At 61.1% G+C, this 15392-nt stretch carries 17 protein-coding genes; all 17 read right to left on the reverse strand.

Features of this window, described 5'->3' with window-relative positions; translation table 11 throughout:
• Position 1 precedes the first annotated feature (1 nt).
• On the reverse strand, positions 2 to 865 hold the full coding sequence (locus tag BS630_RS22405; protein WP_077979096.1) for a GGDEF domain-containing protein: 864 nt from the start codon (positions 863 to 865) through the stop codon (positions 2 to 4).
• A 331-nt stretch (positions 866 to 1196) separates the two neighbouring features.
• The gene (locus BS630_RS22410) at positions 1197 to 1868 is read right to left on the reverse strand and encodes a TIGR02117 family protein (protein WP_077979097.1); all 672 of its coding nucleotides are present in this window, start codon (positions 1866 to 1868) and stop codon (positions 1197 to 1199) included.
• Between the two features lie 31 nt (positions 1869 to 1899).
• Positions 1900 to 3612 carry an urease subunit alpha gene (gene ureC, locus BS630_RS22415; protein ID WP_077979098.1) on the reverse strand — a complete coding sequence of 571 codons (1713 nt, stop codon included), beginning with the start codon at positions 3610 to 3612 and terminating at the stop codon, positions 1900 to 1902.
• A 9-nt stretch (positions 3613 to 3621) separates the two neighbouring features.
• Positions 3622 to 4032, reverse strand: coding sequence for a type II toxin-antitoxin system VapC family toxin (locus BS630_RS22420; protein WP_077979099.1), 411 nt, complete (start codon positions 4030 to 4032; stop codon positions 3622 to 3624).
• Positions 4019 to 4285: an AbrB/MazE/SpoVT family DNA-binding domain-containing protein gene (locus BS630_RS22425; protein ID WP_077979100.1), complete on the reverse strand. Its 267-nt coding sequence runs from the start codon at positions 4283 to 4285 to the stop codon at positions 4019 to 4021. The genes BS630_RS22420 and BS630_RS22425 overlap by 14 nt, the downstream gene beginning before the upstream one ends.
• 11 nt (positions 4286 to 4296) lie before the next feature.
• Entirely contained in the window at positions 4297 to 4935 is a 639-nt protein-coding gene (locus BS630_RS22430) for a Urease operon accessory protein (protein ID WP_077979268.1), read from the reverse strand.
• Positions 4936 to 4951: 16 nt separating this feature from the next.
• The gene (locus BS630_RS22435) at positions 4952 to 5359 is read right to left on the reverse strand and encodes a lysozyme inhibitor LprI family protein (protein ID WP_077979101.1); all 408 of its coding nucleotides are present in this window, start codon (positions 5357 to 5359) and stop codon (positions 4952 to 4954) included.
• Between the two features lie 22 nt (positions 5360 to 5381).
• Positions 5382 to 5687 (reverse strand): urease subunit beta, encoded by a 306-nt coding sequence (locus BS630_RS22440; RefSeq protein ID WP_003542314.1) that lies wholly within the window; start codon positions 5685 to 5687, stop codon positions 5382 to 5384.
• Positions 5688 to 5697: 10 nt separating this feature from the next.
• Entirely contained in the window at positions 5698 to 5949 is a 252-nt protein-coding gene (locus BS630_RS22445; protein ID WP_077979102.1) for a DUF1272 domain-containing protein, read from the reverse strand.
• Positions 5950 to 5959: 10 nt separating this feature from the next.
• Complete coding sequence (locus BS630_RS22450; RefSeq protein WP_003542318.1) at positions 5960 to 6262, reverse strand: urease subunit gamma; 303 nt, start codon at positions 6260 to 6262, stop codon at positions 5960 to 5962.
• A 33-nt stretch (positions 6263 to 6295) separates the two neighbouring features.
• A complete protein-coding gene (locus BS630_RS22455) occupies positions 6296 to 7117 on the reverse strand; it encodes an urease accessory protein UreD (RefSeq protein ID WP_077979269.1) in 822 nt (273 codons plus the stop codon).
• Between the two features lie 151 nt (positions 7118 to 7268).
• On the reverse strand, positions 7269 to 7964 hold the full coding sequence (gene urtE, locus BS630_RS22460; RefSeq protein ID WP_003542323.1) for an urea ABC transporter ATP-binding subunit UrtE: 696 nt from the start codon (positions 7962 to 7964) through the stop codon (positions 7269 to 7271).
• Between the two features lie 197 nt (positions 7965 to 8161).
• Entirely contained in the window at positions 8162 to 8917 is a 756-nt protein-coding gene (urtD, locus tag BS630_RS22465; RefSeq protein WP_077979103.1) for an urea ABC transporter ATP-binding protein UrtD, read from the reverse strand.
• Positions 8918 to 8922: 5 nt separating this feature from the next.
• Positions 8923 to 10086, reverse strand: a complete 1164-nt coding sequence (gene urtC, locus BS630_RS22470; RefSeq protein ID WP_027663861.1) for an urea ABC transporter permease subunit UrtC — start codon at positions 10084 to 10086, stop codon at positions 8923 to 8925.
• The gene (urtB, locus tag BS630_RS22475) at positions 10083 to 11720 is read right to left on the reverse strand and encodes an urea ABC transporter permease subunit UrtB (protein WP_077979104.1); all 1638 of its coding nucleotides are present in this window, start codon (positions 11718 to 11720) and stop codon (positions 10083 to 10085) included. The genes urtC and urtB overlap by 4 nt, the downstream gene beginning before the upstream one ends.
• A 115-nt stretch (positions 11721 to 11835) precedes the next feature.
• Positions 11836 to 13128 carry an urea ABC transporter substrate-binding protein gene (gene urtA / locus BS630_RS22480; RefSeq protein WP_077979105.1) on the reverse strand — a complete coding sequence of 431 codons (1293 nt, stop codon included), beginning with the start codon at positions 13126 to 13128 and terminating at the stop codon, positions 11836 to 11838.
• Between the two features lie 196 nt (positions 13129 to 13324).
• Complete coding sequence (locus BS630_RS22485; RefSeq protein ID WP_077979106.1) at positions 13325 to 15229, reverse strand: acid phosphatase; 1905 nt, start codon at positions 15227 to 15229, stop codon at positions 13325 to 13327.
• Positions 15230 to 15392: the final 163 nt, after the last annotated feature.

Consider the following 15392-nt stretch of genomic DNA (forward strand, 5'->3'; position numbering starts at 1 on the left):
TTTATATTCCGTAAGCCTGCATCACATTGTCGCTCTCCGGGCCTCTGTTCTCGCCGTCGACGCCGTTCTCGACGAGCCCGTGCCAGGCGTGATGAAGACCTTCCCGTTCATGTACGACGCGATTGCGCCCGAGCGCCTTGGCGAGATAGAGCGCCCGGTCGGCGGAGGCATAAACCGCCTGCTTGTTGCGCCCGGCGACGAGATCGGCAATGCCGCCGGAAACGGTGATGCGGATATCGTGCCCCTCGGCCTTGATGGCGCCGCCGGCGATCCGGGCCCGGACACCTTCAATACGCTCCATCCGTGCCTCCAGCGGCTCGCCGGATAGGATCACACCAAACTCCTCCCCACCCAGCCGTGCGACGACGGACACCTCATCGAAGGCGGATGTGAGCATGCCCGAAACGGCGACGATAACGGCATCGCCGCAGCCATGGCCGAAGCGGTCATTGATCGTCTTGAAACGATCGACGTCAAAAATCACTAGGGACGCGTTGCCATCGATATTCTCAAGCGCCTCGGCAAAGGCGCGCCGGTTGAGCAGTCCGGAAAGCGTATCCGTGCGGCTGAGCTTTTCGAATTCCGCCCGCGAGAGCGCGAGATCGCGCATGGCAAAGCCGGCAAACAGCGACAGCATGCCGGAAACAGTACCGCCGATCAGCCAGGAAAAGATCGCGCTGAAGCCGATTGCATGGGCGAGCGTCACCGGTAGAAGCCCGAGAAGATCGAGCGACGGCATCGTCAATGCGATAATGATTCCTGAGAGAATAACGGCAAGAAAAGCCATCTTCAGGGCGAAGACATAGACGTTCCTGCGGTATTGAAGATCGCCGAAATCGGCCTGCAGCGAAATCCAGTTTCTCATGAGAATCAACCTTCCTGCTCGGCGTTTCCAGGCATTGATAAGAGCCCAATTGCTGCGGGTGTCTTAATTGACTCGTTAAAATTCGAACGGTTTTGGACGTTTTGGTGGACAGAATTTTTCTAGCAAAGGATGCAGCTTTCCAATCCCTGAATCGAACAGCGCAGAGAGACAGTTAAATAATTGATATAAAAGGGATTTATAGAGCTTCCAGACGCGGTTGCTCCAGAATGGTTTAGCTGAAGAAAATACCGGTTTTTTCACCGATTTTTACAACCAGATGGAGAGCGCTATTCACAATTCACTTTAAGAGCGGACCGGCTCGACGGCTGCTTCAATTGTAGACAGAAACAGACAATCGCAATGCTTGTGGAAGCGGGTTCCATATGCCTGTTCGAAGCCCAGCCGAGCGCAGGGCAGCGGCAGTCCAGGTGTTGCAGCCGAAGAGGGCGTTGAAGTATCCCCTGGCCTCGAAGAACCGGTCGATCTCGCCGTAACCCACACCCGGAATCGGCACCACCGCGCCCGCGTCGCGGACGAAGCTCTCGGAGATAAAGTCGCGCAGCTGCGCTAATTGATCCTCACTGACATTGAATGCCGTAACGGTGGGCTGCGGCTCGGTGATAGGGCCAGCAAGGTCCACATGCAGCACTGAACGGTCGATCGTCAGCGCGCGCAACACCGGCAGCGGCTTCAGCTCCGCCCATGTGGGCGTTTCCAGATAGAAGGCACGACCGCCCCAGCCGATAATGAGCCACTCCGCGCTCGGATGGCCGAGCGGAAAATCGGTATCGTCGAGGAAGGAAAAGGCAGCCCGCGTTTCCGCGTCGAGCGGAATGGCAATATCGGTATGGATCGGGCCTGACAGCAGCAGAACCCGATGCGTCACTGCGGCAGATGACGCCTTGACCGGCGCAATCAGCGGCCGGGGAATAAGGGTCCCGCAGACCGCCGAAAGGACGAGCAGGAATACGATCCGCAACAACCAGCGGATACCTGTCCTCATCGCAGCCGTCCATCACACATCGGACGTGGGCCTAGAACAGGAAATAGCGCTGCGCCATCGGCAGCACCGTCGCCGGCTCGCAAGTCAGCAGCTCACCGTTCGCCCTGACCTCGTAGGTCTCCGGATCGACCTCGATCTCGGGTGTCAGGTCGTTGTGGATCATCGATGCCTTGGAGATGCCGCCGCGCGTATTCTTCACCGCGACCAGTTCCTTGGCGACGCCGAGCCGGCCTTTCAGGCCGCCGTCGAGCGCGGCCTGGCTGACGAAGGTGACGGAGGAATTGGTGAGGCTCTTGCCATAGGAGGCAAACATCGGCCGGTAATGTACTGGCTGCGGCGTCGGGATCGAGGCGTTCGGATCGCCCATCGGGGCGGCCGCGATCGAGCCTCCGAGCAGCACCATATCGGGCTTCACGCCGAAGAAGGCCGGATTCCACAGCACGAGGTCGGCGCGCTTGCCGACTTCGACCGAGCCGATCTCACGGCTGAGACCATGGGCAATCGCCGGGTTGATCGTATATTTGGCGATATAGCGGCGGACGCGGAAATTGTCGTTGTCGCCTTTTTCCTCCTTCAGCCGGCCGCGCTGGCGCTTCATCTTGTCGGCCGTCTGCCAGGTGCGGATCGCCACCTCGCCGACGCGGCCCATGGCCTGGCTATCGGACGAGATGATCGAGAAGGCGCCGATATCGTGCAGGATGTCTTCGGCGGCGATCGTCTCCTTGCGGATCCGGCTTTCGGCAAAGGCGATATCTTCGGGGATCGACGGCGACAGATGGTGGCAGACCATCAGCATGTCGAGATGCTCGGCGATGGTATTGACCGTATAGGGACGCGTCGGATTGGTCGACGACGGGATGACGTTCGGCTGGCCGCAGATCTTGATGATATCAGGCGCATGCCCGCCGCCTGCTCCTTCCGTGTGGAAGGCATGGATGGTGCGGCCCTTGATGGCGCCGATCGTATCCTCGACGAAGCCGCTTTCGTTCAGCGTATCGGTGTGGATCATCACCTGCACGTCGTATTCGTCGGCAACCGACAGGCAGCAGTCGATGGCGCCTGGTGTCGTGCCCCAATCCTCGTGCAGCTTCAGCGAGGTGGCGCCCGCCAGCACCATCTCGGTCAGCGCCCCCGGCAGCGAGGCATTGCCCTTGCCGGCAAAGGCGAGGTTCATCGGGAAGGCGTCGGCCGCTTCGATCATGCGCGCGAGATGCCAGGGACCGGGCGTGCAGGTGGTGGCGAGCGTGCCGTGTGCCGGACCGGTGCCGCCGCCAAGCATGCAGGTCATGCCGCTCATCAGCGCTTCCTCGATCTGCTGCGGTGCGATGAAATGGATATGGCTGTCCATGCCGCCAGCGGTGACGATCTTGCCTTCGGCGGCGATCGCCTCCGTGCCCGGGCCGACGATGATGTTGACACCCGGCTGCATGTCGGGATTACCCGCCTTGCCGATCGCGACGATGCGCCCATCCTTGAGGCCGATATCGGCTTTGTAGATGCCCGAATGATCGACGATCACCGCATTGGTGATGACCGTATCGACCGCGCCATCCGCCCGCGTCACCTGGCTCTGTCCCATGCCGTCGCGGATCACCTTGCCGCCGCCGAACTTCACCTCCTCGCCATAGATGGTGAAATCCTTCTCGATCTCGATGAAAAGCTCCGTATCGGCAAGGCGTACCTTGTCGCCGGTGGTCGGTCCGAACATGCCGGCATAGGCGGCGCGCGAGATCTTGTAGGGCATATTCTGGTTCTACCTCTGGAGTTCCGAAAAATTGGGAGATTTCGATGCGGCCCGGTCGAAAGTCAGGGTCGTGCGGCAGCCGTTTCGCTTGTTGATTTCGCCGATGAGATGGTCGGAAAAATCGCCCGGAAATGCGATGAAGCTGCTCAACGATGCCTCTACGGTCGCAGCGTCCTGGACCATTACATTTGACATGTGCAGCAGCCTTGTCATGACCCCGGCAATGACCTCCTTGCTGTATTTCAGCTTCTGCCGAAGCACCCAGATCGTCTCGACAACGACCACATGGTTGACGAAGAACGGTTCGCGGCTCCCCACAACGGCAGCGCGAACCAGGGCGAACTGGTCCGGCGTGTGGTCCCCCTCGGAAAGATCGGTGAGAAAGATCCTGAGCAGGATATTCGTATCAATCCCCAGCATTCCATGATCCCGTCGCCATTGCACCGCGCGCCTCGGCGATCCATTTTTCAATGTCATCGCCCGAAACCGGTTCGTCGCTCTTCAGAACTCCTATCAAGTCGGCAAGACTTTCTCTCAGCACACGAACTTCGAAAACGCCGTAGGAATTCGCGACGAAATCGATCCGGTCGCCGGCATGAATGTCCAACGACTTGCGCAACCCTGCAGGCAGCGTGATCTGATTTTTCGATGTGACCTTTGCCGATGTCGCCATAACAAGTCTCCTTACCTTTTGTTCAAAATGTAAGGCGTTTTGCCGGATGCCGCAATGTTTGTCCCAAGCCGCCGAAGCCGCCCCTCGTCGACATACCGGTCCACCAGCCGCCGCTCGGCGGCGAACGGATGCCATTCCCAGCCGACATGGCCGAAGCCAGCGAGCGTCACCTCGGCCTCGTCACGTCTCTCCAGCACCTCGCCGATCACGATCATGCCGCTGCTCGGCACCACGTATGGCTGAGGATCAAAAGCCGAAATCGCTGCATCGACGGCATCGTGAATCGACTTGTCGATGATGACGTGCGTCTTGCCGGTGTCTGCGCAGAAGGCGCTGAACTCAGCGGTATAGTCGTCGCAGAAATCGTCGAGTTCCGGATGCGAGACGGCAAGCGGCGCCCGCATCGCGGCGAATTTTTCCGGGTCGCGCACGCTCCAGATTTCGCCGGCCGACACGACGCCCGGATGGGCGCGCCACTCACGCGAACCAAGCATCGCCTTTGCCGGCCTGCCGGTGTTGCAGACCGCAACGGCATCCGTGCGGCTGCCGCCGGCCCCATAGGAGCGGCAGTCATTGAAGCGGATGACGAAATCGGCGGCATCGATGACACCAGCCTCTGCCTCTCCGATGTCGCCATTGCCGACGATCATGATCTTCCTGATCACCCTAGTTGCTCATCATATCTTCGAGCTCTTTCAGCTCTTTCGTGCGTTTATCCGTAATGTTGGCGAGGCATCCGGCAACCAGCATCGGCTCCATCGTGCCGCCGCGGGCCTGAAAGCCGAAGGCGTCGCATTCGGCATCGCGATAATCGATCCAGGCGCGCTGCGCCTTGACCAGCACCTGCTCCGCGCCCTTCATGTCGCCATCCAGGTCCTTGTCGATCGCTGCCAAGACGGCGCGGGTCTTCTTGTATTGCGCATTCAAAGCCTTGTCGGCGGCCTCATGACGCGCCGCCTCGCAAGACGTCATGTCCGATTGCGTCTTGGGACTGTTGCATTCGATATCCTCAGCAGAGGCAGCACCTGCCGTCAGCAGCATCGCCGCCCCGACGAGGCAGATATTCAAGCGCATGCATTCCTCCAGATTATTGTTCTTAAAGCTTGCCCATCACCAGCTGCCGGAAGCCGTAAACCTCGCGCTTGCCGGAAAGCGGGATCAGCGTCACCGAGCGCGTCTGCCCCGGCTCGAAGCGCACCGCCGTCCCTGCCGGAATATCGAGCCGCTTGCCATGCGCCGCCGCGCGATCGAAGGAAAGTCCCGCATTGGTCTCGGCGAAATGATAGTGGCTGCCGACCTGCACCGGCCGATCGCCTGTATTGGAAACCTCCAGCGTCACCGTCGGCGCGCCGGCATTCAGTTCGATGTCGCCGCTTGCGGCAATGATTTCGCCTGGAATCATCTCGTCCTCCTTAAGCCGCCTTGGGCGCGCAACCCTCGGCTTTCAGCACACGCTTCGTCGACGCTGGATTTTTGACAAGCATCGCCGCCGGCCGAATAGGCCTCGCGACGAGATTGCCGCCGCAGTTCGGGCAGACACCCTTCAACACGCCGTCCACGCAATCGGCACAGAAGGTACATTCATAGGTGCAGATCCGTGCCTCAGTGCTATCAGGCGGCAGATCCTTGTCGCAGCATTCGCAATTGGGCCTGAGCTCGAGCATCCCTATCTCCTCACCGGATCGGCTCGTGCACGGTGACGAGCTTGGTTCCATCCGGGAACGTTGCCTCCACCTGCACGTCGTGGATCATCTCGGCAATGCCCTCCATCACCTGGGAGCGGCCGATCACATGGGCGCCAGCTTCCATCAGCTCGGCAACCGGGCGGCCATCGCGGGCGCCTTCGACGACGAAGTCGCTGATCAGCGCGATCGCTTCGGGGTAATTCAACTTGACGCCACGCTCCAGTCGCCGCCGCGCCACCATCGCCGCCATCGAAATCAACAGCTTGTCTTTTTCTCTCGGAGTGAGGTTCATCGCTTGTCCATCTGCTTGACCGAATGCTTACGTTCATAGATTCCAGACTTTCGGCACAGGCGCACCATTGCGCAAGGCGGAAATGACCGGGATCAGGATTTTTCTGAGCGAGAAGCCGTCGGCCGCTGCTAGGCGAACGACGAGCTTGCCATTCCAAGCGCTCGCACCGCCCATCGATCCTTCGACCAGCGGCCGGACTTTGCTAAGATAGGCTTCTGAAAGCGGCCCGGCATAAAGCAACGTCGCAAAGGCCACCTGTCCGCCGAGCACGGCCTGCCGCGCCGCCAGTGCCGCCACACCTTCGGAAAGCCTGAGTTCTTCGGCGTGGATCAGTTGACCCGAGCGGCGGATCCGCCAGCGATCGCGGAACAGCCCCGATACCACCGCCTCACCCATCGCCTTGCGGCCGAGCAGCACGGCTTCGACGGCCAGAAATTCGGCGCTCTCGTCAAGATCGACATCCAGCCGGCGGAAAAGTGCGGCCCGGTCGAAGAGGATCGTTTCCTGCGGCAGCCAGTCGACGCGGGCTTGGGCTCCGACCTTGATGCTGGTCGCCACCTCGGCGATGCCGGCCGATGCCTTGTAGATCTTCTCGCAAGCCTGAGTGGTGACGTCGATGCGCGTGCCGGGGCCGGCATCCACGCTCCAATCCATCCGATCGCCGCCCGTCAAACCGCCAGCAGTATTGATGATGACGGCTTCCATGGAGGCGTCGAAGGTATCGGGCAGGCGGATTTTCGCCGCCCCCTCCTGATAGAGTTCACGGATGCGCGTGCGGCCATCGAACAGCTTTGCCGCCAGATGCCCGCGCCCTTCCGCTCTTTGCGGTCTCGTGCCTGCCGCCGCGATCGTCATATCGTCCCTTTCGGCCGCGCCCCTGGTTTTCATTCAAGCGCGCGGATAGCAGAAAGCAAGCAATTCCTATGCCGCCCCGAGCAGACCTTTGCCGGCGGCGGAAGGTTTCCCAGGCGCCGCGCCCTCTGCTGCAAAATGCGGCATCTGCCGGTCAGACAGTCAGGTGGCGGCGGGCCTCCGGCGTATCCAACGTCTCGGCAAGCCCTTCATGCACGATTTCGCCGCGATCCATGATGTAGACATAGTCGGCAAGCTCGCGGCAGAAATCGAGATATTGCTCGACGAGCAGGATCGCCATGCCTGTAGAGTCGCGCAGATAGCGGATCGCCCGGCCGATATCCTTGATGATCGATGGCTGAATGCCCTCGGTCGGCTCGTCGAGCACGAGAATCCTCGGCCGTGTCACCATGGCGCGCCCGATCGCCAGCTGCTGCTGCTGCCCGCCAGAAAGATCGCCGCCGCGACGTGACAACATCGACTTCAGCACCGGGAAGAGACTGAAGATGTCATCGGGGATGTTGCGGTCGCGGCGGCCAAGCGGAGCAAAGCCGGTTTCGAGATTTTCCTTGACGGTGAGCAGCGGGAAGATTTCGCGCCCCTGCGGCACATAGCCGATGCCCTGCTTGGCGCGGGCAAAGGGCGGCAAGCCGTTGAGCTTGGTATCGTTGAAGGTGACGGTACCGGCCGACAGCGGATGCTGGCCGGTAACGGCGCGCAGAAGAGAACTCTTCCCCACGCCGTTACGCCCCAGCACGCAGGTGATCTTGCCCATCTCCGCTTTGATCGAGATGCCGCGCAGCGCCTGAGCGGCGCCGTAGTGGAGGTTTGCGTTTTCGACTGTCAGCATCGGTTTCCCTTTAAATCAAACTGCTGTCGGAGCAGGCCGCTGCCCCTCATCCGGCTGCCGCCACCTTCTCCCCGCTTGCGGGGAGAAGGGAATATGCCGCGACCTGTCCGTCCCTCGTCCACCTCTCGCATGGCACGTCCCCTCGCCCCGTTTACGGGGAAAGGGTGAGGGTGAGGGGCATCCGGCAAACGCGACGCTCACCGCCCCAAATAGTTCTCGATGACCTTCGGATCCGAACTCACAAAATCGATCGACCCTTCGGCCAGCACCGATCCCTCAGCAAGGCAGGTCACCTTGACGCCGAGGTCTCGGATGAAGCCCATGTCATGTTCGACGACGACGACAGACCGGGTTTTGGCGATATCCTTGAGCAGGATCGCAGTTTCCGCCGTCTCCGCATCCGTCATGCCGGCCACCGGCTCGTCGACGAGCAGGAGCTTCGGCTCCTGCGCCAGCAGCATGCCGATCTCCAGCCATTGCTTCTGCCCGTGCGAGAGATTGGCGGCGAATTCGTCGCGGCGATGCGTCAGCCGCACCGTTTCGAGGATCTCGTCGATGCGCGTCTTGTCCTCGCCCGAAAGCCGGTAGAACAGTGTCGAGAACACGCTACGACGGCGGTTCAGCGCCAGCTCCAGATTGTCCCACACCGTATGGCTTTCGAAGACTGTCGGCTTCTGGAACTTGCGGCCGATGCCGAGCTGGGCGATATCGGCCTCGTCCTTCTTGGTAAGATCGATCGTGCCGTTGAAGAACACCTCACCCTCATCGGGCCTGGTCTTGCCGGTGATGATATCCATCATCGTCGTCTTGCCGGCGCCGTTCGGGCCGATGATGGCGCGAAGCTCGCCGGGTTCGATGACGATCGACAGCGAATTCAGCGCCTTGAAGCCGTCGAAGGAAACCGAGACGCCGTTGAGATAAAGCACGCTGGTGGGTTTGACGTCGGGGATCATGGCGCTCACTCCGCTGCCTGGATTTTCGGCTCGATACCGTCTTCCTCAGCCGCCGGTGGTGCCGCCTTGGAGACGACCTTCCGCTTGCCGAGATATTGCGCAATCGTGCCGACGACACCCTTGGGCAGAAACAGCGTGACGGCAACGAAGAGGCCACCGAGCGCAAACAGCCAGAACTCCGGGAAGAGGCCGGTGAAGATCGTCTTGCCGCCGTTGACGAGGATCGCGCCGATGATCGGTCCGATCAGCGTCGCCCGCCCGCCCACCGCCGTCCAGATGACGACTTCAATCGAATTGGCAGGCGCGAATTCGCCGGGATTGATAATGCCGACCTGCGGCACGTAGAGCGCACCGGCAATACCAGCCATCATCGCCGAGACGACGAAGGTGAAGAGCTTGAAGTGCTCGACGCGGTAACCGAGGAAGCGCGTGCGGCTTTCGGCATCGCGCACGCCGACCAGCACCTTGCCGAACTTCGAGCGCACGATCGCCGAGGCGAGCAGCAGCGACAGCGCCAGGAAGATCGCAGTTGCGGCAAAAAGGACTGCACGCGTGCCGTCCGCCTGGACGTTGAAACCGATAATGTCCTTGAAATCGGTAAGGCCGTTATTGCCGCCGAAGCCCATGTCGTTGCGGAAGAAGGCCAGCAGCAGCGCGTAGGTCATCGCCTGGGTGATGATCGAGAGATAGACGCCGTTGACGCGTGAGCGGAAGGCAAACCAGCCGAAGACGAAGGCGAGCAGCCCGGGCACGACGAGCACCATCAGCGCCGCAAACCAGAACTGGTTGAAGCCGTACCAGAACCAGGGCAGATCCTTCCAGTTCAGGAACACCATGAAGTCGGGCAGAACAGGGTCTCCATAGCTGCCGCGCGTGCCGATCTGGCGCATCAGATACATGCCCATCGCATAGCCGCCGAGCGCAAAGAAAGCACCGTGGCCGAGCGAGAGGATGCCGCAGAAGCCCCAGACGAGATCAAGCGCCAGCGCCAGCAGCGCGTAGGTCAGATACTTGCCGAACAGCGACATGATATAAGTCGGCACGTGCAGCGGATTGCTCGGCCCGGTCATCAGGTTCAGGACCGGCACAAGGACGGCGACCAGAAGCAGGAGGGCGATGGCAATGACGATCTTGCGATCGAGTGATCGGAGAAGGAAGGCCGTTATCATGCTTCCACCGCCCTTCCTTTGAGTGCGAAGAGCCCGCGGGGACGCTTCTGGATGAAGAGAATGATGAGGACGAGCACCAGGATCTTGCCGAGCACGGCGCCGGCGAAGGGCTCGAGGAACTTGTTGACGACGCCGAGCGAGAGTGCACCGACCAGCGTGCCCCAGAGATTGCCGACACCGCCGAAGACGACGACCATGAAGCTGTCGATGATGTAGGATTGACCGAGGTTCGGCGAGACATTGTCGATCTGGCTGAGCGCCACGCCGGCAATGCCGGCAATGCCCGAGCCGAGCGCGAAGGTGAAGGCATCGACCCAGCCGGTGCGGATGCCCATCGACGACGCCATGCGCCGGTTCTGCGTAACGGCACGCATCTGCAGGCCGAAGGCGGACCGTTTGAGCAGCAGGAGCAGCGCCACAAAGACCACCATCGAAAAGACGATGATCCACAGTCGGTTCCAGGTGATGGAGAGCCCGCCGAGATCGAAGACGCCGGACATCCAGGTCGGATTGCGGACCTCGCGGTTGGTCGGGCCGAAGCTGCTGCGCACCGCCTGCTGCAGGATGAGCGACACGCCCCAGGTGGCGAGCAGCGTTTCGAGCGGCCGGCCATAGAGATAGCGGATGACGGCGCGCTCGATCACCAGACCGACGAAGCCGGTAAAGACGAAGGCCGCAGGCACGGCAAAGGCCAGCGAATAATCGGCAAGTTCAGGAAAGGCGGAGGTAATGTATTCCTGCACCACATAGGTGGTGTAGGCGCCGATCATCACCATTTCGCCATGCGCCATGTTGATGACGCCCATGACGCCGAAGGTGATGGCAAGGCCGATCGCGGCAAGCAGCAGTACCGAGCCGAGAGACAATCCGTACCAGATGTTCTGGACGATATCCCACAGCGCCAGGCTGCGATTGATGGAGCTGATATCAGCCTGGATCGCCGGCTTCAGGTCGTCAGGCGCGGTTTGGAGTGTGGTGGTGAGGATGGTCAGAGCATCACGATTGCCGCGCGCCGCGATCGTATCGATCGCAGCCTTCTTGTCTTCCACGCTCGCATCCGTCTTGAGCAGCAGCACTGCGCGCGCCGCTTCCATCGTATTCCTGATCTCAGCGTCTTTTTCGGCCGCAAGCGCCGTGTTCAGCAGGTCGAGATTGGCGGGATCGGCATCTTTCAGGAGGCCCTGCGCCGCGGCAAGCCGCGCGGAACGATCCGGGCTCATCAGCGTCAACTGGCTGGTGGCGGCGCCGATGACGCCGCGAAGCGCGTTGTTGATCTTGACCTTCGTCATCAGGTCCGGATCGACATCGGCAGCGGCTTCGCCGGTGATCGGATCGGAATAGGTCGGTTCGTCATCGGTACCGCCCTGGAGGAGAACCGGGCCGCCATCGGAATTGACGTAGAGAAGACCGTCGCTCAACTGCTGCAGGATCTGGCTGACATGCGGATTCTTGGAAGCAACCAGCGCCTTGATGGCCACTTCGCGTTCCGGGAAATCGCCGATGCCGAGCGCGTCGATGAGCACGTGGATATCGTCCTGAGCCTGGACTTCGCTCGAGATCATCACGCCCGAAAATGTCAGGCCCGAAAATGCCAGGCAAACCGTGATGAGGAAAATCTTTATGGCGCGATACATCGGCTTTCTCGCCCTTGATAGTGTTGGCCTCGCGGCGCAATCGCTGGGACGGAGCTTCCGCCCGGGATCAACCCCGGACGGAATCCTTCAGGCAATCATCGGATCGGAGTCGTACTCAGGAGCCCTTGCCACCGCACTTGCCCGTAGCGACGTTGAAGTTGCCGCAGGACATCGGCTTGCGCCAATCGGAGATCAGATCCTTGGAGTCAGGCAGGAAATCTGACCATTCGTCGCCGACGACGGCAGGTGTCTGCTGGACGATTTCGAACTGGCCGTCGGCCTGGATTTCACCGATCAGCACCGGCTTGGTGATGTGGTGGTTCGGCATGACGGTCGCATAGCCGCCCGAGAGGTTCGGAACGCTGACGCCGATAATGGTGTCGAGAACCTTGTCGGTATCGGTCGTGCCGGCAGCCTGGACGGCCTTAACCCATGCGTTGAAGCCGATATACGCAGCTTCCATCGGGTCGTTCGTCACGCGCTTGTCGTTCTTGGTGAAAGCGTGCCAGTCCTTGATGAACTTCTTGTTGGCCGAGCTTTCGACCGATTCGAAGTAGTTCCAGGCAGCGAGATGGCCGACGAGCGGCTTGGTGTCGAGGCCGGCAAGCTCTTCTTCGCCGACCGAGAAGGCGACGACGGGGATGTCGGTTGCCTTGATGCCCTTGTTGCCCAGTTCCTTGTAGAACGGAACGTTGGCATCGCCGTTGATCGTAGAGACGACGGCGGTCTTCTTGCCGGCCGAACCGAATTCCTTGATCTTGGAAACTTCGGTCTGCCAGTCGGAGAAGCCGAACGGCGTGTAGTTGGTCATGATGTCTTCTTTCGGAATACCCTTCGAAATCAGGTATGCCTCGAGAATCTTGTTGGTCGTGCGCGGATAGACGTAGTCCGTACCTTCGAGAACGAAGCGCTTGACGCCTTCTTTTTCCATCAGGTAGTCGACAGCAGGAATGGCCTGCTGGTTCGGAGCAGCGCCGGTGTAGAAGATGTTGCGCGAGGACTCTTCGCCTTCATACTGGACCGGGTAGAAGAGGATCGAGTTGGTCTCTTCGAAAACCGGCAGAACGGACTTGCGCGACGAGGACGTCCAGCAACCGAAGACGGCGGCAACCTTGTCCTTCTGGATCAGCTCACGTGCCTTTTCGGCAAACAGCGGCCAGTCGGAAGCCGGGTCGACGACGACGGCCTCAAGCTTCTTGCCGAGAAGGCCGCCCTTCTTGTTCTGCTGGTCGATGAGCATCAGCATGGCGTCCTTGAGCGTGGTCTCGGAGATGGCCATGGTGCCGGAGAGCGAGTGCAGAATGCCGACCTTGATCGTGTCATCGGCGGCAACTGCACCGCCGAAGGCGGCCGACGCCGCCATGACGGCGCCGAGCGCTGCGCCCGTAATAGTGGATTTGAGCTTCATCTGGTTGAACTCCCCTCTTCTTGTTCCGCAACAGACCGGAAACGGAGATTAACTGTTGCTTAAAGAACTATCGGGTGCTGCAGCGCGAAAACACATACGTCGATTGACGTAGGCGCGGGGGTCAAACAGGCAGCAGACCGGAAGAGAGGTGGCATCCCCTACCGCGGGAGATGCCCTGTCGATTCTCTCGGAGGAATTATCCGTCGATCGTCAAGGTGACTGATGTCGGGCCGTAGGAGAGGCTCGCCTTGTGGCCGGAGACGGTGAACTTGCCGAAGGTGCCGGTCACGGCGCTCGCCCTCAGGATTTCGATCTTGGTTCCGGGCGTCAGGACATAGCCATCGACAACCGTCACGTTAAGGTCGCCGGCCAGCGCCGCCTTGCCCTCGACCACCAGCGTGCCTCCGCCGTTCGCGCCGAGCGCCGGCTTCGCCGCGGCATTGGCGAGCTGCTGATAATCGCCGCTCACGGTCAGCGGCCTGTCGGTCGCCAGAACGAGCGAACCACCGTTAACCGTCAGCCCGCCAAGACCGAAGGCCGACGGCGACAGGGCCACCAGCGCGCCCTCTTCCAGCACGGTGCCGCCGGCATAGCTGTTCGCGCCCGATAGCCCGAGGATGCCTTCGCCGCGCTTTACCAGCCCGCCCTTGCCGGTGATGTCGTTCCGCCAGGTATCGATCGCATTGAAACCGCCCTTTGCCGCATCCATCGTCACGGTCACGTCCTGGTCGAATGCGCCGTAGCCATCGGCGGCGGCAAACAGGTTGAGACGGCCGTAACCTTCCACGTCGTCAAGCAGCGGATAGCCGGAGGCGATCTCCGTCGTCTTCAGCACGTCGCGGCGCTGCTCGCCGTCCAGATAGGGCAGACGCGTTTCGAGAAGCGCTTCGGCGCCCTGCGGCACACGCGCCGGCTGATCGGTCGCATGGATCGTCGGCAGGCCATAGCTCAGGCGCTGCAGCACGTAAGCGCGATTGGCGTCATGATCGGCGAAACGATCTGCAGCCAGCGGTGCCGCATGGGCGGCAACGTCGAGCGCGCCCGCATCCGCAACGCCTGATTTGGCGATAAGCCATGCCTGCGCTTGGGCGTAAGCATCGCTCTTCAGCGCCGCATTCTCGGCCTTGTTCAGGTTGTAGACGACCGTAGCCGTGCCGAGCATGCGGCCAGCCATCACGTCCAGAGGAGAATGCATACCGGCGAGGATGCGGTCTTCACCCAGCTCGCTGGCGCGCGTGATCATTTCCTGAAAGCGCTGCGGCACGAGATAGGCCATGGCGAGCCCATCCCGCCAGGCTTCCGCCGTATGTCCGCTCGGGAAACCGCCGTCCTCGACCGGCTTGCCGCTCTTGGCCGGCTCCAGCGTCGGGACGACCGATACGTCCTGGCTCCAGCGGTAGGGACGGGCATATTTGAAGTAGCGCTTGGCAGGCTCCGTCGAGCCGTCACCGCTTACAGCAATGATGAAGTCGATTGCAAAGCCCATGTCGGGGTTGGCATCGGTCTTGTTTTCCGTATCCGGCTTGCTGCCGGCACCGCGATTGTTGCCCTTGTCGTCGTATTTGACCGTCGTCGCGTCGGCCGCCACCTCGGTGATCGTGGTGGTCTGCTTCGAGCCGGCCTTCCAGGCATCCGTCAGCGGACCGAGGCCATCGACGATGCTGGCATTCTTGCCGCGCCGATCATCGAGATAGGCGGCCACCGCCTGATCGGCCGTCCGCGCCCGCGTCGCATTGACGACATAGGCAATGTTGGCGTCATGGACGGCCTGGTTGACGATATGGCCGTCGGTCTTGCTGGCGGGAATACCATCCCAATCCGTCCTGGCGACCGCCGGGCAATTGTCCTTGGCCGGGGCTTCGACACCCGCATCGACGAAAGGCGTGCGCGGGGTCCAGATTTCGAGGAAGCCGGAGAGAAGGTGAACGGCCGCGTTGGTGTCCGCCGTCGAGAAGCAGGCGTCACCGCGTTTGTTGGTGTTTCCGGCCTGCGCATAAGGCGCTTTCGCCGCCGTGGACTGCTCGGCGCTGGCAAGCGATGGCACGATCGAAAGGAGGCAGACGAGGGCGGTGCCCAGGCGGCAAAGGCTTAAAACAGACATGGTGATACCCGAAATGGTTGAACGAACGCCGGGAGAGTTAGAGCTCTCATGTGACAGATCAATTGCAAAAATATTGCCATTCTGTGAACCAGTCGGTGCCTGCCTCTTGCCTTTCCCAACCATCCCGCCAAAACTGCCGGAGAGACGATGAGCCCAACCGGAA

The sequence above is a fragment of the Rhizobium laguerreae genome (assembly GCF_002008165.1).
GTDB lineage: Bacteria > Pseudomonadota > Alphaproteobacteria > Rhizobiales > Rhizobiaceae > Rhizobium > Rhizobium laguerreae.

Excerpts from the sequence above, each read along its gene's own strand:
- urtB (WP_077979104.1), bottom strand. The coding sequence starts at position 11,720 with ATGTATCGCGCCATAAAGATTTTCCTCATCACGGTTTGCCTGGCATTT.
- ureC (WP_077979098.1), bottom strand. The coding sequence starts at position 3,612 with ATGCCCTACAAGATCTCGCGCGCCGCCTATGCCGGCATGTTCGGACCG.
- urtA (WP_077979105.1), bottom strand. The coding sequence starts at position 13,128 with ATGAAGCTCAAATCCACTATTACGGGCGCAGCGCTCGGCGCCGTCATG.
- BS630_RS22445 (WP_077979102.1), bottom strand. The coding sequence starts at position 5,949 with ATGCTCGAGCTCAGGCCCAATTGCGAATGCTGCGACAAGGATCTGCCG.
- BS630_RS22405 (WP_077979096.1), bottom strand. The coding sequence starts at position 865 with ATGAGAAACTGGATTTCGCTGCAGGCCGATTTCGGCGATCTTCAATAC.
- BS630_RS22485 (WP_077979106.1), bottom strand. The coding sequence starts at position 15,229 with ATGTCTGTTTTAAGCCTTTGCCGCCTGGGCACCGCCCTCGTCTGCCTC.
- BS630_RS22420 (WP_077979099.1), bottom strand. The coding sequence starts at position 4,032 with ATGCTGGGGATTGATACGAATATCCTGCTCAGGATCTTTCTCACCGAT.
- BS630_RS22430 (WP_077979268.1), bottom strand. The coding sequence starts at position 4,935 with ATGATCGTCGGCAATGGCGACATCGGAGAGGCAGAGGCTGGTGTCATC.
- BS630_RS22450 (WP_003542318.1), bottom strand. The coding sequence starts at position 6,262 with ATGAACCTCACTCCGAGAGAAAAAGACAAGCTGTTGATTTCGATGGCG.
- urtC (WP_027663861.1), bottom strand. The coding sequence starts at position 10,086 with ATGATAACGGCCTTCCTTCTCCGATCACTCGATCGCAAGATCGTCATT.
- BS630_RS22425 (WP_077979100.1), bottom strand. The coding sequence starts at position 4,285 with ATGGCGACATCGGCAAAGGTCACATCGAAAAATCAGATCACGCTGCCT.
- BS630_RS22410 (WP_077979097.1), bottom strand. The coding sequence starts at position 1,868 with ATGAGGACAGGTATCCGCTGGTTGTTGCGGATCGTATTCCTGCTCGTC.
- BS630_RS22435 (WP_077979101.1), bottom strand. The coding sequence starts at position 5,359 with ATGCGCTTGAATATCTGCCTCGTCGGGGCGGCGATGCTGCTGACGGCA.
- urtD (WP_077979103.1), bottom strand. The coding sequence starts at position 8,917 with ATGATCCCCGACGTCAAACCCACCAGCGTGCTTTATCTCAACGGCGTC.
- urtE (WP_003542323.1), bottom strand. The coding sequence starts at position 7,964 with ATGCTGACAGTCGAAAACGCAAACCTCCACTACGGCGCCGCTCAGGCG.
- BS630_RS22440 (WP_003542314.1), bottom strand. The coding sequence starts at position 5,687 with ATGATTCCAGGCGAAATCATTGCCGCAAGCGGCGACATCGAACTGAAT.
- BS630_RS22455 (WP_077979269.1), bottom strand. The coding sequence starts at position 7,117 with ATGACGATCGCGGCGGCAGGCACGAGACCGCAAAGAGCGGAAGGGCGC.